We start from the raw sequence: 24,552 nt of genomic DNA on the forward strand, positions 1-24,552 counted from the left end.
GCAGGAATTAATAAATGCTGTCTAAATTCATGAAACAACTTCATCTTTCTTTTTTATTCCTGCTGTTTGCAGGCCTCCATACTACTGCACAAACCGAAACTCAGAAGACCTATTTTCTTAAAAATAACGGTGTTTATGTGAAGGATAAAGATAGTGCTGATTATACACGTACGGTGGACGAACCTGCTAAGGGGAGTAGTGTTTATCAGATCAACGATTTTTATCTGAATGGAAATAAGAAGCGTACTGCACAGGCGATAATGACTAAGCGTATGGTTTATGAAGGCGCTTATGTAACCTGGTATAAGAATGGGAATAAACAACAGACCGGGAATTATGTGAACGATGAGTTGAATGGTGAACTGAATACTTACTATCCGGACGGCAAGCTTTATTCGACTAAGATCTATAGCAGGGAAGGGACGCCAGCACAGGAGTCGACTTATATAAAGACGGTCAAAGACCCAAAAGGAAAGAACCTCGTGGTGAATGGCAAAGGTAAATATCTCATTTATGATGAGGATTTTAAGCAGATTACAGACCAGGGGAATGTGAAGGAAGGCTTGTATGAGGGAATCTGGACAGGTAAGAATCTTAAACAAAAATCCAGCTATGCTGAAAGCTATGATAAAGGGAAGCTCCTGTCAGGAAAAAGCACAGATGAAAAGGGACAGACTTATGCGTATACAAAGTTGGTCGACAATCCTGAATTTATTGGTGGTCATGGCGCGCTTTCCAGATTTCTGGGAACTCACATCAGGTATCCAGCAAAATGCCAGGATGAAGGAATAGAGGGAACTGTGATCCTTAAATTTACGGTGCTTAAGACTGGGAAAATCAGTAATATTTCAGTAGTGAGGCCGCTTCATCCGGATCTGGCAGCAGAAGCGTTAAGGGTAGTTCGGTTATTTACTGCATGGAAACCAGGGTGCTACAGAGGAATTGCTGAAGATATGCTTTGTAACCTTCCGGTGAGATTTTCATTGAATAATTAGAGATGAAGAAGCCATCCGCCAGGGTAGAAGAACTGACGACTGCCTATTTTGCCTTTTTGGACAAACACTTGTCCGAACTGGTTGCCGGTGAAGTCACGGAAATGCTGGAATTAAGCGAAATCTCCAGGGAACTTTGCGTTTCTCATCAGCACCTGATCGCCGTGATTCAGCAGAGCAGCGGCAATCATCCCTGTCATTTTTACGATTTCAAAATCTTGTCTGTTGCGCAGGATTTACTTAAAGATACGAGCCTGCCTGTAGCGGAGATCGCCAGACGCTTAACTTATGATCCTTCTAATTTCTCCAAGTTTTTTAAAAAGTACGCCGGAGAGACGCCAGGGCAATTCAGAAAAAAACAGCTTTCCTAAAAAACCGAAAAGTTCACCATAATGTAGCACTTTCTTCTCCAGACCTTTACATCAGTCTTAACTTAAAAAAAACATGATGTCTGGAAAAGATTTAAAAGAAAAAGTGGTACTGATTGCCGGAGGTGCTAAAAACCTGGGTGGCTTACTGAGCCTTGATTTTGCTAAAAAAGGAGCGAAGGTGGTCGTCCATTATAATAGCGACAGCACTAAAGCGGATGCCGAAAAAACACTTTCGGAGATACAGGCCCTTGGTGCCGAAGCAATCATTATACAAGGTGATCTGACGATTCCTGCCAATGTAACCCAACTTTTTGATGCGGCGATTGCAAGGTTTGGCGGTATTGATATCGCGATAAATACGGTAGGTATGGTGCTTAAAAAGCCCTTTGCGGAGACTACCGAAGCCGAATATGACACCATGTTTGGTGTAAATTCTAAATCTGCTTATTTCTTCCTTCAGGAAGCGGGAAAGAAAATAAACGACCATGGGAGAATTTGTACCATTGTGACTTCATTACTCGCTGCCTATACTGGTTTATATTCCACCTATGCGGGGGCGAAAGCACCGGTAGAGCATTTTACCCGTGCGGCTTCCAAAGAATTCGGAGAGCGGGGGATTTCAGTTACGGCTGTTGCTCCCGGACCTATGGATACGCCATTCTTCTATGGACAGGAATCTCCGGAGGCAGTGGCTTATCATAAATCTGCTTCTGCTTTGGGTGGTTTAACAAATATCAAAGACATCGCACCATTGGTGGAGTTTTTAGTGACAGATGGCTGGTGGATCACCGGACAGACCATTTTTGCAAATGGTGGTTATACCACGAGATAGCATTTAGCGCAGGAGGTGATATCATTCGGCCTCCTGCGCTAAATCTTCCTTAAATAAATACCGTAATTACAAAGATGATGGTTATTTTTATGGATGCCTCAACCTACCGATCAGTTTTATCATGACTTGCCTGCCAATCGGATGGCACTTGCTGATCTTTTAGTAAAAGCTTCCCTGTTTCATCCCGTTCCGGCCAACTGGCATGTGATCATTACGGACATTAAAGGATCAACCCAGGCGGTGCAGTCTGGTCTTCATGAGACCGTAAATCTGATCGCTACAGGAAGTATTGTGACGGTTTTGAATTTAGCTTTCAGGGCAGGGATCACTGTTCCATTCTTCTTTGGAGGAGATGGGGCTACATTTATCGTTCCTCCATCTATCGTAGATCAAGCCATGCAAGGTTTGTTGTTGTATCAGCTCAATACCTCAGAGAATTTTAATCTTGAACTGCGTGTCGGCGTTGTGCCGGTGCAGGAAATTTATGAGGAAGGTCATGAACTGAACATCAGCAAATTCAGCCTTTCTGATGCCTTTTCTATTCCTGTTATATTGGGGAAAGGTTTAAGCTTCGCAGAGCAATTGATCAAAGCAGAAGACTATCTTTTTACATCCGAACTGGCGCCTGCAGCAGAGCTGGACCTCAGTGGCATGCAATGCCGCTGGGATAAAATTGATCCGCCGGAGCACGGCCAGGAAATTGTAACCCTGCTGATTATGGCTGTCGGCCTTGTTTCCCCGGCATTGATCTTTAGTAAAGTGATCCGACATATTGACGAGATTTATGGGCCTCCGCAAAAAAGACAACCCATTTCTGTAGCTAAGCTTAAGCTGAAATCAAGCTTTGACCGGCTCAGTGTAGAGATGCGTGCCAGGATTGGAAAAATCCGTTTTTTTGAATTGCTGAAGAGCTGGCTGATCAATCTGTATGGCTATATTTATTTTCAAACGGAAAGCGGGAAGAATTACCTGAACCGCCTGGTAGAAATGTCAGATACATTGGTCATGGACGGAAGAATAAATACAGTGATTTCCGGTAACCAAACCCAACGTTTTCAATTGCTGAAGGCTTTGGATGAACTGGAGCAGGCCGGAGAGGTTTTATACGGTGTGCATGTTAGCGGAGATTCGGTGATGTCCTGTTATGTCCGGGACCTGAAAGACGGGCACATTCATTTTGTAGACGGAGCGGAGGGAGGTTATACCCAGGCCGCACGTCAGCTGAAAGCAAAACTCATTCATAAGATCTAAAGATGGAAAATTTACCTGTTTATATACCTGTTCTATTTGTGTTGACAACTATAGCCGGACTTTTACTTTTATACTGGACTATCAAAGGTTCCGGCGCAGAGAAGGTCAGGAACAAAGCAAATGTAATCTGCTTTGGGCTGATCCTTTGGTTGGGCTTTCAAGCCATATTGGCCCTCAGGAATGTATACCATTCAGATCCTGATGCGATGCCACCAAAGATCATTTTATTTGGCATTGCCCCGGCAATGCTATTGATCTTATTGTTGTTTTTAACTGCAAAAGGACGGTCATTTATGGATAGTTTGCCATTGGACCGGTTGATCTGGATCCATGCACTGAGGATGCCCGTTGAGCTTGTTTTATTTTGGCTGTTTATTCAGCAGCTGGTACCTGAACTGATGACCTTTGAAGGAAGAAATTTTGATGTCTTTTCGGGAATTACAGCTCCTTTGATTGCCTGGTTTGGATTCAGAAAAAGGAAATTAAGCCGCGGTTTTATATTGATCTGGAACTTTGTCTGTCTTGGACTTTTGATCAATATCGTAGTTCATGCCCTTTTATCTGCTCCATCCCCCTTCCAAAAACTGGCTTTTGATCAACCTAATATTGCCATTCTTTATTTCCCTTTTCATTGGTTACCAACTTTCATTGTTCCACTTGTATTGTTTGCTCAGCTGAGCTCGATCAGGCAGCTCTTGTTGCCGGAGAAGAACACAGTTTAACCGGGATGATCAGGGGGATAAACAAAAAAAGGTGATGCCGGATATTACGCCAACATCACCTTTTCTATTTCCTGCGTCTTCTATTAGTTAAAGCGGTATTTTATACCGAACTGCATTCTCCATCTGGCAGTTTCATCAATACTGTTGGAGAACGAATTCACCATTGGTGAAGCATTCGTTGCATCCATGTAAGGGAAAGAGAACGTTGGTTTGCCTGTTGCCGGATCTATTCCTTTATAGTTCAATACGCCATTCGCCCTGTTAGCAAATTTAGGCACTCCCCATGTTTTGTTGATCAGGTTTCCAAAATTGAACACATCAAACGTGATTTGTAAAGAATGTTTTTTGTTGCTGACCGTAGTAAATAAATCCTGTGCAATACGCAGGTCCAATGTACCCACCATATTACCTACAAGACCATTTCTTTGCGCGTAAGTACCCCTTCTTTTGTTCAGGTAATTGTCCTGGCTGATGTAGCTGTCCAGCTGCGACCAGATTTGATCAGGTGTGCGTAAATCTGTGGTTTTATCAGTGATTTCCGGTACCAAAACGATCTCCGACTTGTTCCTTGGCACATAAATCAGGTCATTGCCTTTTAAGCCGTCATTGTTAAGGTCACCACCATAAGTGTAAGAATATCTGAATCCATCCTGTAATTGATAGAACATGGAGATCGTTGTTCCAAGGTGATTGATGTATTCTTTTCTGTAGACCATTGAGGCAATAAAACGGCTTTTAACCATATAAGTAGAGTAAGACATGGCATCCGAGTTTGGATCTCCTGAAACCTGTCTGTCTCTCCACATAGATTGCGCAATCGTTCCTCCGTCATTTACAGAACGGGAATCGGTATAGGTATAACCTGCAGTGGCGAAAAAGCCTCCTTTAAATTCTTTTGAGAGCGTTCCTGTTAACGACAAACTGTAACCTTTGTTGGTATTTGTCATCACAATCGCGTCAGAAATATTTGGTTTTGCAGGTGTTGGCGTACCGGGACCATAGATTCTGGAGCTTTTGTATATCGGACGGTTGTCTGCGCCAACCAATGGCGTAGCGTCGTTGGTATTCAGGTTCACATTTCTGAAGTAAACGGAGTTGATGTCTTTTGAATATAAAGCTTCAATTGTTCCATTGACTCCTCCGGGAAGTTTCTGGTCTATCGCCAGGTTGGAACGCCATACCTGCATAAACTTGAAATTAGGTGCGGTTACCGCAAGGTTGTAGGCGGTATTGCTCGATGCAGTAGATTTGTTTACATTTCTATAAGCATCAACATCCGGGGTAAAGGGACGGTTTGTTGGGTTTGCGATAGACTCTGATCCAAACTGAACCCCATTATTGCTCGATTGGTTAGAGATCCATACCAATGGCGGGCGGCCGGTGAATAGTCCGGTTCCACCACGAACCTGTGTTTTACCTTCATTATTTACATTCCAGTTAAAACCAAGTCTTGGCGACCATAATATCGAGGCTTTTGGGTATCTGCTGACATCAATTTTCTCTCCGTTCACAAAGCTCAGGTTCTCTACATTCTCGTTCCTTAGCGTCGAAGAAGAAGAGATGTCGGTTAAGTCGGCACGTAATCCTGCGGTTAACTTAAACTGATCGCTGATGGTAAAGGCATCCTGTATGTATAAACCGTAGATATTGGATTGTGTTTTTGCATAAGGAAAGGAACCATCAGGCATTACAGAGTACTGAATGCTATAATTGGCGGCATTAGAAACGCCGGTTTTGGCACTGGCATAAAAATCATCCAGGCTTTTGAAAGAATAGGCGCCATAATAATTCGGGGCAAAACCGTTTAATGTTCTATAGCCTTCATAGTTAAAACCAAGGGTGATTTCATGACGGCCTGCATAGATGTTCAAGTTGTCCGTTACCTGATAAACTTTTGTTTTCAGGGTGTTGAAGGCCGTGAAAGGCTCATAACCGAAAGCGGTAGAGGAAGTTCCATCAGAATTCATAATGTCTACCAATGGGAATGGTTTACCACCTTTAGACTCCCTGAAATCGTTCATGTTGTTGAATCCAACCGTCAATTGATTGGAGACGGTGTTGCTGATCCGGGTTCTGAATTCCAGGTTCAGGTTGTCCATATTGTTGTTGATTCCGTAACCTGCCGACTGGAATGGAAGTCCTTGTCTGGATGGCTGACGGTTGTTTGCCGGCGCTCCACTGTTGCTTGGCAGGATGTCTTTGTAAGACCTGAAATAGAAGTATTTTAAACTTAAAGTGTTTTTATCGTCAATGTTGTAATCTACTTTTGCTGATAATTTATCACTTCTCGTATTGAGGGCATAGTTTTGATACGGACCTGGATTGTAACCCAATCCTTGCAGATAGGTACTCAATGCATCCAGATTCTCTGCTTTTACCTGAGAAACATTTGGTCCTGTGCTGCCATCACGGGAAGCAACAAAACCGGTTCCCGGATCGGTACGTCTTTCCAGTTCTCCGCTTAAGAAGAAGAACAATTTGTTTTTGATGATCGGACCGCCTAAGGTCAATCCATATCCTTTCAGGTTGAAATTCGTTACCGGTGCTTTCAGGCCGGCATAGTTATAATCACTAACGAGGTCCTGGTTTCTGAAGTAACTGTTTAGTGTTCCCTGAAATTCGTTGGTTCCACTTTTCGTTACCGCATTAATTGCTGCTCCTGTAAATCCGCTTTGACGGATGTCGTAAGGCGCTATATTGACATTGATCTCTTCAAAAGCATCCATGTTAATCGGCTGAGAGCCGGTTTGGCTGCCAATCGTTCCCTGTAAACCAAAAGCATTGTTAAACAAGGCTCCATCCACCGTGAAATTATTACCGACATTGCTTCTTCCGGCAAAACTCGGACTTCCAAACTGAACTGAGAACTGAGGAGTAAGCTTTACGAAATCTGTAAAACTCCTGTTTAAGGTAGGTAAGTTCTGGATCGCCGTTCTTGAAATGTTTTGTGCCGCACCTGTTCTGCCAGAATTAAAGACTTTGCTTTGGGTAGCCGTAACTGTCACTTCCGACAGGTTATTGGCATCTTCGCTTAGCTTCACATTTAAGGTTGCATTCTGACTCAGGGCCAGTTTCTCTATGCGGTCGGTATTGCTTTTATAACCCACAAAAGAAACGGTGACCGAGTAAGGCCCGCCAATTCGCATTGCCGGAAGGTTGTATCTACCGTCTGATCTGGTTGATGTAGCATACCTCGTACCTGATGGCTCATGAACTGCAATCACAGACGCGCCGGCAATCGGGCCTCCTGCATCTGCAACCAAACCATTGATGGAAGCGGTTGTCTCATTCTGTGCCCTGACCAATTGTCCGCTCAGGATGAGAATAGTCGTAAATAAAAAAAGGAATAGATGTTTTTTCATGAAGTTTTTTTCTGCAAAATTACTTCTTGAAAGCAGTCTTTATGGTGGTTTGATGTTAATTTATTATTAACATCCGGCCTTGTTGTGGAAAAATTAACTTTAAATTTAAGTCATTTCCTTCCTTTAGTTGTTTTTTGATTCTTTTTTCTTTATAAATTGGCGGCTTTCGATGGGTGATGATAAAGGAAAGTTTTCTGAAAGCTGCGGTCTCAGTTAGTTGTTTTAATTCCTGAAGTTCTTTAAAAAAGAGTTTTGGGGTAAGGTGCCCAAAGAGTTGATTTTCGGGTTGCTCATTAGGAAAGGATACCTCTAAGAATATCGCTTTTAATTGGCCTGAATTTACCAGCGGTGCTACTTTTTGCCATAACTTCTTTAACCGGTCGGACTTTTCGATCTCATCTGCCCCGGTATCTCCCAGATATAAAACATAGCTGTCATTGGCCCTAACGAGGAAAGCGGTACTTTGATAGGGATTGCCATGACTTAAAGTATAGGCCTGAACGGTCATCTCTGTTCCTTCCAAAACCTGGGGCTTGTCTTCTTCGAGTGGGGTATAGGTGTATTTTTTCAACTGAGGTTTTTCTCCTTCGTTGGCAAAGTTTGCCCAGGCATCCCAGGTAAAGTATTTATCCCTGATGATGTTTAACACTTTTGGCATCGAATAGATGTTTTTAGAACTATCAGCAGGAGAATTGATGATCAGGCCGGCCAGGTGATCCAGATGCGCATGGGAGATCAGGTAGCCTTTCACCTGCTTTTTCAGGACATCCTGAGTGGAACCTTTAAAGATGCCACGTTGAATTGCTTTTTGAATGCCTGCATGAATGGTTCCGGCATCAAGGGCGATATAGTTGTCGCTCTGAAGCGGGGCAAGGAGGTAGGCCGAAAGATTGCTTTCATCATCGCCACCTTTAACACCAAGAGGCACGATTTTAAAGGAAGTATTTGTCTGTTGTGAGAAGGAGGTTAGCCCGGTAAAGAGCAGGAACAAAATGATAAGAGTTTTTTTAATCATAATCGGGGCCAATGGCCCAAAGATACTAAAAACAGGTATGTGACCAGCATACCTGTTTAACCTTAACCTAATTGAGCGCGTTATTCGTTAAAGGCGGCGATCTCTGCAATATTCGCTGCAGAGGTTCCATTCCATGCAGAATTGACAACGAGTTTAACATACCTGGCAGTCCTTGCAGCGGGCAAATAAATATGTTGAGGTCCAAAAATCTGTTTCAGTACATAATTACCCGCAGTTGACCAATTCGTCCCGTCGTTGCTGGTAAGCAATTCAATATTCTTGCTTTTTGTTTCGTAGCGGGATTCCATTGCAATGGTAAAACCGGTGATTTGAAGTGGTATTTTCATGTCAACAGCTACATAGTGTGGATGCAGGGCAACCGGGGAGCTCCACCTGGATATCCAGGAGCTACTAAAATTTCCATCGATGATATTTGATGCTTTGCCATCATCACCACTGGTCTGATTGGAACTAAAACTGAGGATCGACCAGTTGCTGCTGTTGTATTGACTGGCCTTTTGTCCGAAATCAATCACAGGAATCCCGGCATTAAATACATATGGGTAAATGGTTTCCGTTACATTTCCATTGTCATTTACAAGCTTAACTTTTAGTTCGTAAACCATTCCATCTGTTTTGTATTTCAGTTCTGAAATGGGCATTTCTACATAAAAACTATCCGTTCCAATTGATTTAGACTCCCAGGTGGTCGCATTATAATCTTTATTTGTACCTGTTCCTTCATTGTTGACATTTGGATCATTGTAATAAAGTACACTGTTTACATGACCATTAGTGTTGAACCTTCCGGAAACCACGATTGCTCCTTTGGCGGAAACGTAGTCTGCATGAATTCTTGTAATGGATGAATTTACTGCACTGTAATAAATTTTGGGACCTGTGTTGAAGACTTGATTTACATTTAGTACGGCTGCATCGGCAGCGGTTAAGAAGGTTGGCGATTTACCTAATGTGCCGTTGCCACCCCACATTAAGGCCATCCCTTTTAAAGGATCGTTATTTTCTGAAACTTTCTGACAATTGTGTGGCAGGTTAAGCCCATGCCCTAATTCATGCATTAAACCACCAAACCAAACACTGAATGCATCTCCAAGTATTCCTGAAGCTCCCACATGCTTGACATCCATTTCTTCGTAGTCAAGGGCAAAGCAGGTCTTTCCGATTCCATAAAATGGCGGACCAAAAGCTCCACCACCTGGCGTTCCATCGGTCTTCATGAAATAAGCAGGAACGATGATCAGGTTATGCTCCCCGGTTTTGAGTGTTGGATTTGCACTGAAGAAAGCATTGACTTCTGTGACAATGTTTCCAGAACCTCCTTCATATTTATATTCAGATTTACTTTTGGTTCCCTGTATGATAATTAGTCTGACATTTTTCTTTTGGGCATCCGTATACAGGCCAAATGTTTTGTTTGGATAGCCATTTAATGCCATTTGCTCTTTATACCAGTTTTGCCCCCATAGTAAGAGTTCGCTAATGCGTTTTTGATAATTGGCAACCGGAGCTACATCAGCAGGAATAAAATAAATTACATTTAAGTTGTACGTTTTATCTGAACTAAAGGTGCCGGGAGAGGGACCTGAAGTTCCTGTTGGCAGTGTAGCCACAGGGCTTGGTACTTCTGCTCCTGTAGCCGGAACATCCGATTTCTTACAGGCAGTAAGTGCAGTGCATAGCATGCCCAGCAAAAACAATGTTTTTGAAATTTTCATAGAGATTTTATTTAGGTTTTGATGAAGTTCTAAGCCATTAATTTCGTTCTGATTACCAGCCTTCGGTTTGTTGGAAATCCGGATTTTTACCTCTGAGTTTATCTATTTCCGCTTGTGGAATGGGTAGAAGGTAATGCTTAGCCGGATTGAAAACTCTTTTTTGTGCCTCAAAATATGTGAAGGTGGTATCTGTCGGATTTGTAGAAGATAGCGTGTAATTCACTCCAAATACAGGCCTGTTGTCTACGATTTCTGCGATTTTCCATCTTCTTACATCCCAAAACCGTATTCCTTCAAAAGCCATCTCTATGCGTCTCTCATGCCGGATGGCTGCTCTCATGGATTCTTTGTTTAAACCCGTTGTGAGGTCGGGCATCCCTGCACGTTTGCGGATTTCATTGATCGCGGTATAGACGTCCTGATCGGCTCCGTTCAGCTCATTCCTGGCTTCTGCATAGTTCAGCAATAGTTCTGCGGTTCTGAAGATGGCAAAAGACTTGTTCACTCCACCCGTGCCGTTGGAAAGATTTAAACCTTCAGTCATATATTTTCTCCACCAGTAATTGGTACCTGGCTCATTGGCATTGTCCTTATCATTGGTGTAAATATTGAGTGTTCTGTTTTTCCATCTTGCGCCAGGATACAATACAGTAGTGTAAAACCTTGGATCTCTGCCCTTGTAGGGGTGTTTTGAATCCCAATTTGAAGCAGGATCTGTAATTGGTAATCCATTTTTCATCTCGAAATCATCTACAAAATCCTGAATCGGACCACAGTTTGACCATCCGCTATACCCTAGTGGCTGCATCACCTGATCTATACCTCCTCCGGCACCTGTTCCTATATTTCTACCCCAGATAGATTCTGTGTTCGCGTATTTAAGAAAGGCGTCAGCAAATTTAGGTTCCAGTAAATAACCATTGTTCTTTGCTGCATCAAGTGCTTCTTTTGCCATTTCCGTTGCTTTTTGCCAGCGCGATTGTTCATTGGCGGGATTAAAAAGCGGACTCGCATAGTAAAGGTATAATCTGGATTTTATCGCCTGACAAATGGTTTTGGTTGCACGTCCCCAGAGTCCGGTATTTTCATGTTTAACGGGTAGTAATACCATTGCAGCATTGAGGTCTTTAACGATGAAGTCGAGGACTTCATTAAGCGGGCTTCGTTTTAGGAATACGGCATCTCCATCAGTTGCAGGAGATAAAGGTTTGTCCATCAATGGGATTTTCCCCCAGCCTCTGAATAATACAAAATGGTAAAAACCCCGTAACATCAGTGCTTCTCCTTTCATCCTGCTTTTACGGTTCGGGTCATCAGGATCTTCTGGTATATTGTCGAAGTTGGCTAGAAAAATATTGCAGGCACGGATTTTTATATAAGCATTCGTCCAGTCATCACCAAGTGGGGAAAAGTTACTCGGATTCCAGGCTCCGGTATTAAATAGTATCGCACCATTGGCCCAGCGCTGTCTGGCTTCATCAGTCATTGCACCAGTGATGTAAGAATTACCAGCTGAGTAATTCCAGGATGGAATTGCCCCATATAGGGTGTTTACGAAACCTTCTGCATTATTGATATTTCCAAAAACTTCACTTTCGTTGATATAATCACTTGGTACCCTATCCAGGAAGCTCTTTTTACAGGATACTAAGATTGCCAGTATCAGAAAAATATAGGAGATGTAAAGATATTTTTTCATGTCTTAAGAATTTGTTGATTTATGTGGACTAAAAGTTCATGGATAAACCAAGGTTATATACTTTCATAGTAGGATAAAGTGCTGTTCCATTAGCGGTCTGTTCAGGATCATAATCTTTATAAGGGAGCTTATCCCAGGTAGCCAGATTAAGCCCGTTAGCAAAAAATCTTAAGGAGTTGATTTTTAACCTTTGTAATACAGATTTAGGCAACGTATATCCAAGCTCCAGATTTTTAAGTTTCACATAGTTGGAACTATAAATAAAGAAGGTACTCAACTGCGCATTATTTTGACCGCCTGCAAGACTATAATGCACTGATGGATAGGTAGCAGTTCCTGCTGTTTCCGGAGTCCAGACCTCTGATAAACGTTTTGGTCCGAGGTAAGGAATATTGGTTTTCCCACTTAGGGCACCCTGGATCAGGACGCTGATATCAAAGCCTTTCCATCCGAATCCAAGAGAGGCACCGAATACATTGTTTGGGAAATTATTGGTTTGTATCGCTACCCGGTCATTTTCATTGATGACATTATCATTGTTCATGTCCCGATAGCGGATGTCGCCGGGAATTACACTTCCAGCAAAACTTTGCTTTGGTGCCGCATCAATTTCAGCCTGATTGTTAAACAAGCCGTCTGAGATATAGCCCAATTGATAACCTACAGGCAATCCGGTCAGTGCCTGATATTGGTAGGCCAGGTTAGGTTCATCTCTTGCCAGTATTTTGTTTTTATTGTAAGTCCAGTTTACATATCCGAAGACGTTTATCTTTTTAATACTGGTATTGAAATTTATGGAGGTTTCAAAACCCTGATTCATTACCTTTCCTACATTAATTGCGGCAAGACCGCTAATGCCCAGGTAGGAAGGAATGGTTTGAGGAGTAGTGAGTATGTTCGTTCTGTTTTCCCTGAATACATCGACTTCAAATTTCAGTTTGTTATTGAAGAAGCCTGTTTCCAAACCAATATTGGTTTTTTGTGCACGTTCCCAGGTGACATTTGGGTTTCCTGTGCGGTTTACATTATAGCCTCCATAGCTTTGTGGAGAAGTGCCAAAATTAAAGCCGTCACCACGAGAATAATCAGAAATAAATAACCACCTCGAACCGCCTATATTGTCATTACCTACATAACCAAAAGACCCCCGAAGTTTTAAATAATTCATTGTTTTTGAGCTGTACCAGCTTTCGGATGAGATCACCCAGCCCGCTGATACTGCAGGGAAGAATCCATATCTTTTGCCTTTAGGGAAGTTTTCGGATCCGTTATAACCCATATTAAACTCTGCAAAATATCGGGTATCGTAATTGTAAGCGAAGTGACCGACAAATCCTTCGTACGCTTTAGGAAGGTCTGAAGCAACAGAAGTATAATTTCGGTTAAACAATGCGAGTGCAGAAAGTCCGTGTTTATTAAAGGTCCGGTCATACTGTAATTGAATATTGTAATAATAGTATCTATTCCCCGAAACTGAACTTGTTTTTGTAAGTGATGTTTTCTGAGAAAAAGGAGTATAGGTTTCTATGCCGGTCAGGGGATCTTTGCGATATCTGAATGCGTCGAAGTTCTGGGTTTGCTTGTAGTTGATCGCTCCATAATTTTCAAATGTATAGAGTGCTTTGGCACTAAGACCTTTTGTCAGAATGTCCAGACGATGGTTAATTTCAATAGTTCCGTTCGTGCTATGCCAGAAATTGTCAAAATAACCACTTTCTTTAATTGCACCTAATGGGTTCCTGACGTCGGGAGCGCTGATACGTCCGGCAGCATAGGTTCCATTTGGGTTAAATATAGGTGTGGTGTAATTCTGCATCAGGTTTACCCAGCTGAAGACCCCTCCATACTCTGCCCCCGGACCTGTTCTTTGTTCAATTCTTGAGCCGAGATCCAGACGGAGATTCATCATTTCCGTAGCTTTTATATCAATATTGGATCTGAAATTATACCTGTCATACTTTTGTTTGACCTCATAAATATTTTTATTAGCACCTTTAAACAAGGTTCCCTGGCTCAGATAACCCAGGGAAACAAAATACCTGACATTATCATTTCCACCATTCATATTAGCATTGTATTGCTGTTGAGGGGTATAGGGTTCGAAAATAGTTTTGTACCAATCTACATCAGGGTAGGTGTATGGATCAGATTGATTTCTGAACAGTTCAATTTCCTGATCGGTCCAAATGGGGTTTGTTTTATCATTCTTTGAACCCTGATTATCCAGCATTGCTTTTTGATAACTGCTAAATCGTTCAGGTAATCGTTGTGGACTTTGTAAGCCATATTGAGCATTAAACTGAATGTCGGTCTTCTGAATGGCGCCACGTTTAGTGGTCACCAGAATGACGCCATTGGCACCCTGGATCCCGTATAGAGAAGTGGAAGCCGCATCTTTTAAGATGCTGATGGAGGCTACTTCGTTTACATCAATATCTCCGAAGTTTGCATCTCCCCGGGGCAAACCGTCGATAACTATCAGTGGGCTTCTGCTTCCTCCATAAGTACTGATCCCGCGAATGTAAATGGCAGAACCATCTGATCCTGGAATTCCGGAAGATTGGACAGTCGTCAAACCAGGGAGTCTTCCCGCCAGTGCATTACTTAAATTCGACACCGGACTTTGTTTTAATTCCTTAGTTTGTATCGTAGAAATGGAAGAAGTTACGCTGATCTTCTTCTGTGTTTGTCCAAATCCGGAAATGACTACTTCATTTAAACTTCCACTTTCTGCAAGTAGCTGGATCAGCATTTCTGATTTGGGATTGGCGACAATTTCCTGAGTTACATAGCTGATAAAAGAGATCTGGAGGATGGCACCGGCTGCTACATTTTTAAGCAGGAAATATCCGCTTGAATTGGTTACTGTGGTCGTGTTTGTTCCCTTGATTTTAATGGTAGCACCAGGAAGGCCGATACCACTTTCGTCAATTACTTTTCCTTTGATATCCTCTGCTTTTATGACTTCCAGATCTTTTGAAGACGGTGTCTTTCTATCCCTGATAATGATGGTGGCTGCTTCGATAGAATAATCAATGGGTTGGGCCAGGAAACAAAGATCCAGGGCAGCAGCGAGTGCCATATCTTTTACCTGTATGGTTACAGCCTTCGTTTTTTTTAGCTTGCTGGTATTGTAAATAATGTCGAAGCCGCTTTGTTCACTGATTTTTTCCAGAATTTTCTCGAGAGGGGCATTTTTCTCGGTAATGGTTACATTCTTTTGTGCAAGCGTATCGGCACTTACCTGGAAAAAGAGTGCAAAAATTAGGAAGGTGGTTAGCTTCATGGTCAGAACAATCTTATTCCTCATACAGGAATACCTGTACGAATTAGAATCGTAAAATTTCATACATTTGAATGGTTTAGGTTTCGATGCCCTTTTGATCAGACACCCGTGTTTGGTTGATAATTGTAGCAATAATTGTCATTGGGCAGAATAAACCAGACTTTTTCCGGGAGTGTTTGCAGCACTTCCGGTCTTTTCCGTTTTACCCTTAATTGAAGGTTATGGCATAACGGTTATCCTCCTTCCTTCTACTTTGAAATGAACATCACCGGTAAGTGTTAATACTTTTAGCGCATCTTTTAATGATTTTGACCGGGATACTTTACCGCCAAAGTGGAGACCTTCCAGATTGCCCTGATAGACGACCTCGAAGTCATACCATCTGGCTAGTTTTCGCATGACACTTTTGATGTCTTCTTCTTTAAATATAAAACGGCCGTCTTTCCAATCTATCACTGATTTTGTATCTACTTCCTGAATGTCAATAGCCCTTTCTGTGAGTACAGACTGCTGACCGGGTTTTAAATAGATGAATCCGGTTTTTTTGCCAGCTGAAACAACGCTTCTTTCCACCCTTACGCTTCCCTCGAGTAAAGTCGTTTTAACAGCTTGTTCGTCCTCATAAGCGTTGACATTAAAATGAGTTCCTAAAACCGCAATCTGTTGATGGTTTGTTTTTACGATAAAAGGTTTACCGCTCTGATGAGCGACCTCAAAATAGCCTTCTCCTCTTAACTCTACTTTTCGTTCATTTCCACTGAATACCGTCTGGTATTTTAAGGAGGAAGCGGAGTTTAGCCATACTGTTGTTCCGTCAGACAAGTTGACTTGATATTGGCCTCCTCTTGGTGTTTCGATCGTATTAAAGCTTGCTGATTGCCCTGGGCTAACCTCAGTTTCTTCTTTTAAGATGGTATATACCAGTTGTCCATCTGCTGTTTTTGAAATTTTTATTCCGGATTGTAAAAGGAGTTCTCCATTTGCGGCATCGTCAAGTGTGATTTTTCTGCCATCGCCCAGCGTAAGAACGGCTTTATTCCCACCGGGCAGGATTTGATTTGCCGCGAAAGTTTGCTCACTTTGTGTGGAACGGTATTCATTATAGAAATAAACAGCCACAGATAATGTGGTCAGGATCATAGCCGCAACAGCTATTCGGGGCCACAATCTGACAGGCTGTTTCGTCTTTTCTGAAATGAAGTCCCACATCTTCTCTTGTCCTGATAAAAGTACTTCATCGGTTAATTCTGTAGCCTCATCTTCATTCATATGATGAAACCAATTTCGTAATACTGTCTTTTCTTCTTCGCTGCAATTTCCTGCACGATATCTCTCCAGTAATTCCTGAGCGTTTCTTTTAGTCATGGCGAGGGTGTATTTTAATCCAGATTATAACCATGACGGATCACACAGCGCCAGGGGGTACAACGGTGAAAAATAAATTTTATCATCTTTTGTTAAACCAGTTCATTCCGGCAGGAATTGATGTTTCCTGCTTCCAGGCAGGAATATTTACCCTGTACTTTTTTTTCAGATTGAAGTGGGCTTTAAACAGGCGGTCATCATTGGAGCTTAAAATCAACTGATTTCCCTTTTTGATAACGCTGCAATTGTAGGTCAGCAATGTGCCATCTTTTCTTTCCAGGATATAGGCTTTACCAAGCGCAACCTCTTCCATACATTTGAAAATTTCATGAACATCATTGTCGCTCGTGTTTGCATGAAACCAGTCTGAAACCATATCCACATATTGCTCGCCAATAATGACTGGTTTTGTCTTTCCTTCTTCTGCTTTAAACTGATTGTTATTGTATTTATCTGCACTTGTACCAGGGAAATTCTCAGTCGACTGGACAGTGTTTACGTATGGGTCAATTACAAATGCCCATCGAAGTTTCCCCGTTTTAGAGTCAATGGTTTGCACGCAGGAGCCCATTGCATTCATGGTTTGAATGAGGTAATCTTCTTTACCCGTTAACAGGTAGAGATAGTGAGTTGCATATGCTCTCCAGGCCGACCAGCCATGGGGGGAGCTCAATATGTTTTTACCCAGCATCACATCATATTGGGCTTCCCAAAATCTGAGTGTTCCATTGCGCATTCTGCTATCGGGAACGATGAGCTGGGTCAAACTTCTGTGAGAATTAATGAAGTCTTCAGCCATCTTTGTATAACGGTTTCTCTCTTGTATGTTATCTTGCAAAAGGGCAAAAGCGGCAATTTGTAAAGCGGTACAGGAAATCATCCCATCTTCAAACGTACCTTCACCTTCTGTTTCAATAGCAGACATACCAAACATCAACTGATCTACAGCCTTTTTAGCAGACTGATAGTGCTTCTGGTAACGGTTGTACCAAAGCGTATCCTTCTTTCCCAGTTCTTTTTCTATTTCTGCAAGCTCTAGCATGCTTTTCGCGATATAAATTACGCTGGTATAGTGGGTATGACCATTGCGGTAAGCGCCATCCTTGCCCTGTGCAGGAATGATGACATGGTCAGCAAGTTTAGCCGCCAGATGTAAATCGCTGATGTTTTTCAAGGCCCTGTATTTGTCTGCAAGAATACCGATGGTCGTACTGGTATTTTGAATGCGGCTTGCATTGTTGATCTTTGTAGGTACAGCATTTACTGTATCGTACATCAGGCTCATGACCTTGCTAAATTGTTCATTACTTTGTGTTAATTTTTCCGCATTTGGGTAATAAACCTGAGCCAGGTAAGCGGAATAAAACCCATACCAGTTCTCACAGTTCCAACTGGCCTTTTGAGTGTAAATTAATGCCGCTTCCCTTGCTCTTTGAAGATACCAGCCCCATGGTTCACGGACGGTGATCTTAGCCTCCGTGATTCGGTTTTGATTGCTTGCGGTCAAAGTATAGACACCTGTTTCATTTGCAGGGATGAAGGAGTAGACCGCAATTCCTGATTTGATGTTTTTTGTCCTGATATTTTTTACTGCTCCGGAAGGGGAGGTCAGCTTCAGCTGACTGAGGTCACTATTGTATACTTTTACCTCAAAGGGTTTATCTTTTTCTAAGGTAGTCTGCCTGATCTCAAATGCGGGAGCTTTATAAACTTTAGCTAAAGTTTGGGCAACATCTTCCAAAGCAGGGATATCCATCAGATAAACCGACCATTTTTTTGTTTGTCCGGGCTTTAAAGAACTGTTGTTTTGAGGATGACGCTGTGGGAGTGGTCCAGTATTGATCAGATCAAGGTTTGTGCTGTAAATGCGATGTCCCCAGAAGAAAACTTCCTTGCTTCCATATCCAAAATTGTAGTTTAGACTCCAGGATGCGATGGGGTCCGGAGAAGCAAGGCCGAGTATATTCCCATTGGGGTTCATCATATAACCCCAGAAATGTGTTTTCTCGGCCCGAAGCAGCGTAGGGAAATATATATCGTTCCATTGAGGGTAGCTTTGCATATAATTACTGATTCCCATTCTCAGTCCTAATTTTTCCGGGCTGAATTCCTTTCCTGAATTATTGGTTACTACTGCGTTGATCTGCAATTTATTCTCAAGTAAGACATAGGAGAGACTGAGATCAATGCCTTTATAACTACCTGTAAAAGTGTTTTCTAAGCTACGTTTTAGGATGATGTTCTCTTCCTTGTTTTGTTGGGATATATACCATCTAAAGCCTTTATATTCTTTTTCAGGCAGCTGAATGTTTTCCCATTTTTCATTTCTTTTGATTTGAAGATTTTGAAGCATTCCATCTTGTTGAAAGTCCAGTTTCCAATAATCATTTTGTAAACGGGACTGAGCGTGTAGGCTGAGGGAGATGTACAGGCTGAGTACAAGTGTCAGGTAAAAACGGGCAAGGTTATTCATGCTAATGTTAGTGTAGTTTTAGTGGAACCGGTTTGTTTGTCAGATTATTTTAACAGGACGGTTAAGGAAGGGAGGAGGGGTACAAGAGTTGAAATTAATTATTCAGGTACCACATCAGGTAGACGATGATTCCGAGTTTTACCCTGAGTATACGCAATGCTCTTTTAATTTGTGTGGTGACGGTGTGTTCGGAAAGACCTAACTTGCTGGCTATTTCTTTATGGCTCATAAATTCCTTCCTGCTCATTTCGAAGATCTCTTTCATTCTTGGGGGCAGGTTATTAATTTCCTTTTCTATTAAAATCGTCAACTCTTTTTCCCTGATGAGGTGATCTGTTGCTGTTTCGTTACGGTCGAGGAAGTGCTGTAATGAATTGATGTAAACGGTAGATATTTTTTTATGAGAAAAAAGATCGAAAGCCCGGTTTCTAACAACAGTATAAAGATATCCGGCAAGGTTGGTGCTGAGTTGAAAGCCTGACCTGTTGTTCCAGAGTTTGATGAAAGTTTCCTGGATAACATCTTGTGCCTCTTCTTTATCTTTTAGTTTTTTGAAGGCATAAATGTAGAGCAGGCTATTGTAGCGGTCATAAATTTCTGTAAAAGCAGCGCGGTCATCAGACATCAGTAAGCCTGATAATTCGGCATCTGTCAGTTGACTATAAATGGCCATAATTAATTTCCCCTTTTCGAATTTAGGACTAATATTCTTTTATGCAACTAGATTTCAAATTTATTGTGCGCTGCTTTTGCTGGCTGCAGAATAAAAATTACTGCTTTAGGAGGCTAATAGGATATAAAAATTTCGCGGAATTATGTAAAATCTTGCAGGAGAACTGATTTAACTTTGTGTCTGATGAACAGAAACTCCGGCATATCGCGAAAAGCAGTCTTCCTGCTGATCGTATTCCTTTTGAATACGGTGGTCGGTTTTGCCTGTTCGGTAGGGCTGGGAATGGGGGCTGTTAAAGCCCATCATCATGATGTTAAGGAATCGAAAGCAGATCACCATCACCATAAAGGCGAACATGATCATCATGCGCTAAAAGGAGATCACCATCATTCCTCAAAAGAGCAAAAAACAACTGACGACTGTTGTACAGATCAGGTTCAAAAAATCGAAAAGACCGATAAACTGAGCCCCCCGGTTTCGGAGTTCAGTATTGATCAGCCGTTTTATACCCTTATATTTCCCAATTACATTCTTTTGGAGGCTTCAGTGTCTTCATTGTACTTACTTCGTCCCAAATATCATGTTCGGGATGATCATCCCCCCATTCCTGATATCAGGATTGCCGTACAGAGTTTTCAGATTTGAGATGATGTTTTAACCGCATTTTCAGATTAGCATTGCGCTAATCCCTTTTACCTTTTAACATAAAACTCAATCAAAATGAACCCGACATGATCAAAAAAATCATTAAGTCCGGAGGACAATAATTTTTTAATCATCAAAGGCTCCATCTGACAATTAAAAACAAAAGAATAGATGAAAAAGATATTTCTTATCGTTGCTTTCGTCGCAACCTTCTCTGCGCAAAATGGTTTTGCACAGGACAATACCAATGATTCCAAACCGGGTCAGTTACTGGATTTATATTATCAGATCAAAGATGCCTTGCTGAAAGGTAATCCCGCACTGGCAGCGACTACGGCTGAAGCGTTTTCAAAAACAGCTTTAGCGGTAAAAGGCCTTCCTGAGGCAGATCGTAAAGTGTTGCTTAAAGATGCTTCGGCACTGTCTTCAACAAAAGACCTGAAGGAACAACGGGTTTATCTTGTAGATTTTTCCGAGCATATGTATGCGCTTGCCAAGTCTGTAAAGCTCAGTACTGATCCGATTTACAAGATCTGGTGCCCGATGAAAAAGGCCAACTGGCTCAGTAAGGAATCGGCGATCAAAAACCCTTACTACGGAAGCGCAATGCTGACTTGCGGCAAAGTAACGGAAACACTAAAATAATCTTAAAAAATTAACTTATCTTAATCTAATAAAATGAAATTATTCATCTTTAGTACATTGCTTGCTACTTTATTTCTTGCTGCATGCAGCAATAGCAACCCTACGACCAGTCCAGCTGATGCTACTCAAAATACCGATACCACTGCATCCGTAATCTCATCAGAAAAAACAAAACCTGCTCCGGCAGATGAAATCATCAATGGCTACCTGCAATTGAAAAACGCTTTGGCAGCAGATGATGATAAAGCGGCAGCAGAGGCTGGAAATGTAATGACAAAAGCCATGGCCTCATTTGATAAATCCGCGATAAGCGCTGATCAGGCTAAAATCTATAATGACATAGAAGCTGGTGTGAAGGAACATGCCGAGCATATCGGAGAGAATGTCGGTAATCTCCACCATCAAAGAGAACATTTTGAAAGTCTGAGTCAGGATATCTATGACCTGGCCAAGGCGGTAGGAACCGGTAAGAAGTTATATTTTGACCATTGTCCAATGTATAATGACAACAAAGGAGCGAATTGGCTCAGCGAAACAAAAGAGATCCGTAATCCGTATTTAGGGAAATCAATGCTCGATTGCGGATCGGTAAAGGAAGAACTTAATTAGACAATTTCATGAAAAGGACAAAGGTGGTGCTATTGACCTTATTCGCTTTATTTCTAATTATTCAGTTGATCAGACCTGTCCGCAATGAACGCGGGCAGGTTCCTGAAGCTGATATAAGTAGCCTTTATGGGATGCCGGATCAGGTTCATGGGATTTTCAAAAGAGCTTGTTATGATTGTCATAGCAACAGCACGACTTATCCCTGGTACGCCAATATTCAACCCCTGGCCTGGTGGCTGGCAGATCACATCAGGGAAGGTAAAGCCGAACTGAATTTTAATGAGTTTGGAACTTATTCCCTGCGAAAGCAGAAAAGTAAACTAAAATCTATTACGGGTAGTTTAGAAGACAACAGCATGCCCTTATCTTCTTATACGCTCATTCACAAAAATGCGAAGTTGTCTTTAGCTGATAAAGCATTAGTCTTGAGTTGGTTGAGTAAAACAAGGGATGGCATTTCATTAAACAAATAGAACATGAAAAAGATATGGATAGCGGTACTGTTGTTTAGCTTTTCGCAAATGGTTCTTGCACAGCATAAAGGACATCAGATGCCGGCTAAGCAGCAACAGAAACCAGAATTGAAGAAAACTGTATTTGACAAGAGCAGCTCAAAAGTAAAAGCGCAGCCTAAATCGGTGCGTTATGATTTGTACATTAAGGATACGACGGTTAATTATTCCGGAAAGGAGAAAAAAGCGATCGCCATTAATGGCAGTATTCCCGGACCTGTGCTGACTTTTACCGAGGGAGATACTGCGGTTGTATATGTGCACAACCTCATGCATATGGAGACCTCGATCCACTGGCACGGTGTCTTTTTACCTAACCGCTATGATGGGGTTCCTTATCTGACACAGCTGCCGATTAAACCTCATGCAACCTTTGTGTATAAATTCCCGGTCATTCAAAATGGCACCTATTGGTACCATAGTCATACAGAGATGCAGGAGCAAAGTGGAATGTATGGGGCACTGATCTTTAACAAGGTAAATGAACCTGAGATTCCGACGATTCCGGTAGTGTTGAGCGATTGGACGGATATAAATCCAATGGAAGCAGACCGGTTTTTACATACGGCTAACGACTGGTTTGCCATTAAAAAAGGAACGACCCAAAGTTATGCTGAAGCGATAAAAAAGGGGCATTTTAAGACAAAGCTGACTAACGAGTGGAAGCGCATGAGTGCCATGGATGTGAGTGATGTCTATTATGAGAAGTTTCTCAGCAATGGGAAACCTGAGCTTAGCTATACTCAGTTTAAAGCTGGGGATAAGGTCAGGCTGAGGATGGTCAATGGGGGAGCTTCTACTTATTTCTGGCTCAGTTACTCCGGAGGAAAGATTACTGTGGTCGGAAACGATGGGAATGATGTCGAACCTGTGGAAGTAGACCGTTTGATTATTGCTCCTTCTGAAACGTATGATGTGGTGGTCACGATTCCTGAAAATATGCAGTATGAGTTTTTGTCTACTGCAGAAGATCGCACCAATTCGACCTCCATCTGGCTGGGAAGCGGGATGAAGATGCCGGCAAAACCTTTAGGAAAGCTGAAGTATTTTGAGGGGATGAAGATGATGAACGACATGATGAAAATGGATGGAAGCATGGCGCCAATGGAAGGGATGGAGATGAGCAATCAGCAAATGGACATGAACAATGTCATGTATCCGGAGATTACGGGAGCCGAAACGGGGAAAACAAAGAAGGAAGCAGAAAAGAAGGGCCATGATAGGAAAGCCATGGATCAAAAGAACGCCATGGGAAATATGGCAGGCATGGAGATGGGAGGAGTTGATGCTGAAATTGTAACCTTAAACTACGGAATGTTGCGTGCGACAGAGAAGACTACTTTAAGAAAAGGACCGGAAAGGCTGTTGAAGTTTGAGCTGACCGGAAATATGGACCGTTATGTCTGGACGCTGGATAATAAAACCGTTTCTGAATCGGATAGAATCCTGATCAAAAAAGGAGAGAATGTGAAAATTATCCTCTATAACAACTCTATGATGCGCCATCCGATGCATTTACATGGACATGATTTTAGGGTATTAAACGGACAGGGAGAATATGCGCCGTTAAAAAATGTATTGGATATCCTGCCTATGGAAACCGATACCCTTGAATTCGCAGCTACGGAAAGTGGCGATTGGTTTTTTCATTGCCACATTCTTTACCACATGATGAGTGGGATGGGAAGGGTGTTCAGCTATGAAAATTCCCCACCAAACCCTGAAATTCCAGATCCTAAGTATGCACAACGTATGCTAAACAGCGACGACAGGAAGTTTCATCTGATGGGAATGGCCGGACTGGAAAGCAATGGAAGCGACGGACAGTTTATGTTATCCAATACCCGTTACCGTCTTTCTACCGAATGGAGATTGGGCTTTAAAGCACATCATGGTATGGAAAGCGAGACTTATTTCGGCAGGTACCTGGGTAAAACCCAATGGCTGTTTCCATTTATAGGTTTCGATTATCATTATAACCCGGTCAGAAATGAAAACGAGAAGAATATGTTTGGACAGTTGAGCAATCAGAAGAACAGAAAGGCAATCACTGCCGGTATTCAGTATACCTTGCCCATGCTTATTGTTGCCGAAGCAAGGGTGGATAGCAAGGGCAAGCTGCGCTTCCAGCTAAAACGAGAAGATGTTCCGATCACGAACAGGTTAAGGTTTAGTTTTTCGGCGAACACAGATAAAGAATACATGACAGGTTTCCGCTATATCGTTACTAAATATTTCTCTTTGTCTACCCATTATGATAGTGATATGGGCTATGGTGGCGGAATCACATTAAGTTATTAAGTCTGCTTTTTTATTTTTAAGTTTAAAACCGAGCTGAATCCCTGTTTTTGGGTGATTAAGAAA

18 protein-coding genes are annotated in these 24,552 nt (G+C 42.1%); 10 read left to right on the plus strand and 8 right to left on the minus strand.

The window, feature by feature from the left end:
- Nucleotides 1-29: 29 nt before the first annotated feature.
- The 5 genes from BLQ87_RS05300 (at nucleotide 30) to BLQ87_RS05320 (ending at nucleotide 4,168) form a co-directional block, all read left to right on the plus strand.
- On the plus strand, nucleotides 30-995 hold the full coding sequence (locus tag BLQ87_RS05300) for an energy transducer TonB (protein WP_172664842.1): 966 nt from the start codon (nucleotides 30-32) through the stop codon (nucleotides 993-995).
- A 2-nt stretch (nucleotides 996-997) separates the two neighbouring features.
- Entirely contained in the window at nucleotides 998-1,363 is a 366-nt protein-coding gene (locus tag BLQ87_RS05305; protein WP_074605114.1) for a helix-turn-helix domain-containing protein, read from the plus strand.
- Nucleotides 1,364-1,436: 73 nt separating this feature from the next.
- Nucleotides 1,437-2,195, plus strand: a complete 759-nt coding sequence (locus tag BLQ87_RS05310; protein WP_245723797.1) for an SDR family oxidoreductase — start codon at nucleotides 1,437-1,439, stop codon at nucleotides 2,193-2,195.
- Nucleotides 2,196-2,288: 93 nt separating this feature from the next.
- Nucleotides 2,289-3,446, plus strand: coding sequence for a DUF3095 domain-containing protein (locus BLQ87_RS05315; protein WP_074605116.1), 1,158 nt, complete (start codon nucleotides 2,289-2,291; stop codon nucleotides 3,444-3,446).
- Between the two features lie 2 nt (nucleotides 3,447-3,448).
- Nucleotides 3,449-4,168 carry a hypothetical protein gene (locus BLQ87_RS05320; RefSeq protein WP_074605117.1) on the plus strand — a complete coding sequence of 240 codons (720 nt, stop codon included), beginning with the start codon at nucleotides 3,449-3,451 and terminating at the stop codon, nucleotides 4,166-4,168.
- Nucleotides 4,169-4,251: 83 nt separating this feature from the next.
- Here the strand turns inward: BLQ87_RS05320 and BLQ87_RS05325 are convergent, their stop codons facing one another.
- From BLQ87_RS05325 to BLQ87_RS05360, 8 genes are all read right to left on the minus strand, one after another.
- Entirely contained in the window at nucleotides 4,252-7,530 is a 3,279-nt protein-coding gene (locus tag BLQ87_RS05325) for a TonB-dependent receptor (RefSeq protein ID WP_074605118.1), read from the minus strand.
- A 55-nt stretch (nucleotides 7,531-7,585) separates the two neighbouring features.
- On the minus strand, nucleotides 7,586-8,545 hold the full coding sequence (locus tag BLQ87_RS05330; RefSeq protein ID WP_172664841.1) for an MBL fold metallo-hydrolase: 960 nt from the start codon (nucleotides 8,543-8,545) through the stop codon (nucleotides 7,586-7,588).
- A gap of 80 nt (nucleotides 8,546-8,625) precedes the next feature.
- Entirely contained in the window at nucleotides 8,626-10,281 is a 1,656-nt protein-coding gene (locus BLQ87_RS05335) for a discoidin domain-containing protein (RefSeq protein WP_074605119.1), read from the minus strand.
- Between the two features lie 52 nt (nucleotides 10,282-10,333).
- The gene (locus tag BLQ87_RS05340; protein WP_074605120.1) at nucleotides 10,334-11,980 is read right to left on the minus strand and encodes a RagB/SusD family nutrient uptake outer membrane protein; all 1,647 of its coding nucleotides are present in this window, start codon (nucleotides 11,978-11,980) and stop codon (nucleotides 10,334-10,336) included.
- Between the two features lie 28 nt (nucleotides 11,981-12,008).
- Complete coding sequence (locus tag BLQ87_RS05345; RefSeq protein ID WP_083361696.1) at nucleotides 12,009-15,329, minus strand: TonB-dependent receptor; 3,321 nt, start codon at nucleotides 15,327-15,329, stop codon at nucleotides 12,009-12,011.
- Nucleotides 15,330-15,485: 156 nt separating this feature from the next.
- Nucleotides 15,486-16,631 carry a FecR family protein gene (locus BLQ87_RS05350; RefSeq protein WP_074605122.1) on the minus strand — a complete coding sequence of 382 codons (1,146 nt, stop codon included), beginning with the start codon at nucleotides 16,629-16,631 and terminating at the stop codon, nucleotides 15,486-15,488.
- A gap of 82 nt (nucleotides 16,632-16,713) precedes the next feature.
- A complete protein-coding gene (locus BLQ87_RS05355) occupies nucleotides 16,714-19,104 on the minus strand; it encodes a hypothetical protein (RefSeq protein WP_074605123.1) in 2,391 nt (796 codons plus the stop codon).
- A 94-nt stretch (nucleotides 19,105-19,198) separates the two neighbouring features.
- Complete coding sequence (locus BLQ87_RS05360) at nucleotides 19,199-19,777, minus strand: RNA polymerase sigma factor (RefSeq protein WP_074605124.1); 579 nt, start codon at nucleotides 19,775-19,777, stop codon at nucleotides 19,199-19,201.
- A gap of 183 nt (nucleotides 19,778-19,960) precedes the next feature.
- Here BLQ87_RS05360 and BLQ87_RS05365 point away from each other — a divergent pair, with 183 nt between their 5' ends.
- From BLQ87_RS05365 to BLQ87_RS05385, 5 genes are all read left to right on the plus strand, one after another.
- Entirely contained in the window at nucleotides 19,961-20,422 is a 462-nt protein-coding gene (locus BLQ87_RS05365) for a hypothetical protein (protein WP_074605125.1), read from the plus strand.
- Nucleotides 20,423-20,593: 171 nt separating this feature from the next.
- The gene (locus BLQ87_RS05370; RefSeq protein ID WP_074605126.1) at nucleotides 20,594-21,067 is read left to right on the plus strand and encodes a DUF3347 domain-containing protein; all 474 of its coding nucleotides are present in this window, start codon (nucleotides 20,594-20,596) and stop codon (nucleotides 21,065-21,067) included.
- Nucleotides 21,068-21,100: 33 nt separating this feature from the next.
- A complete protein-coding gene (locus tag BLQ87_RS05375; RefSeq protein ID WP_074605127.1) occupies nucleotides 21,101-21,676 on the plus strand; it encodes a DUF3347 domain-containing protein in 576 nt (191 codons plus the stop codon).
- A gap of 8 nt (nucleotides 21,677-21,684) precedes the next feature.
- Entirely contained in the window at nucleotides 21,685-22,149 is a 465-nt protein-coding gene (locus BLQ87_RS05380; RefSeq protein ID WP_074605128.1) for a heme-binding domain-containing protein, read from the plus strand.
- Nucleotides 22,150-22,152: 3 nt separating this feature from the next.
- Nucleotides 22,153-24,489: a multicopper oxidase domain-containing protein gene (locus BLQ87_RS05385; protein WP_083361697.1), complete on the plus strand. Its 2,337-nt coding sequence runs from the start codon at nucleotides 22,153-22,155 to the stop codon at nucleotides 24,487-24,489.
- Nucleotides 24,490-24,552 lie beyond the last annotated feature (63 nt).

The organism is Pedobacter steynii, from assembly GCF_900103665.1.
Lineage (GTDB): Bacteria > Bacteroidota > Bacteroidia > Sphingobacteriales > Sphingobacteriaceae > Pedobacter > Pedobacter steynii.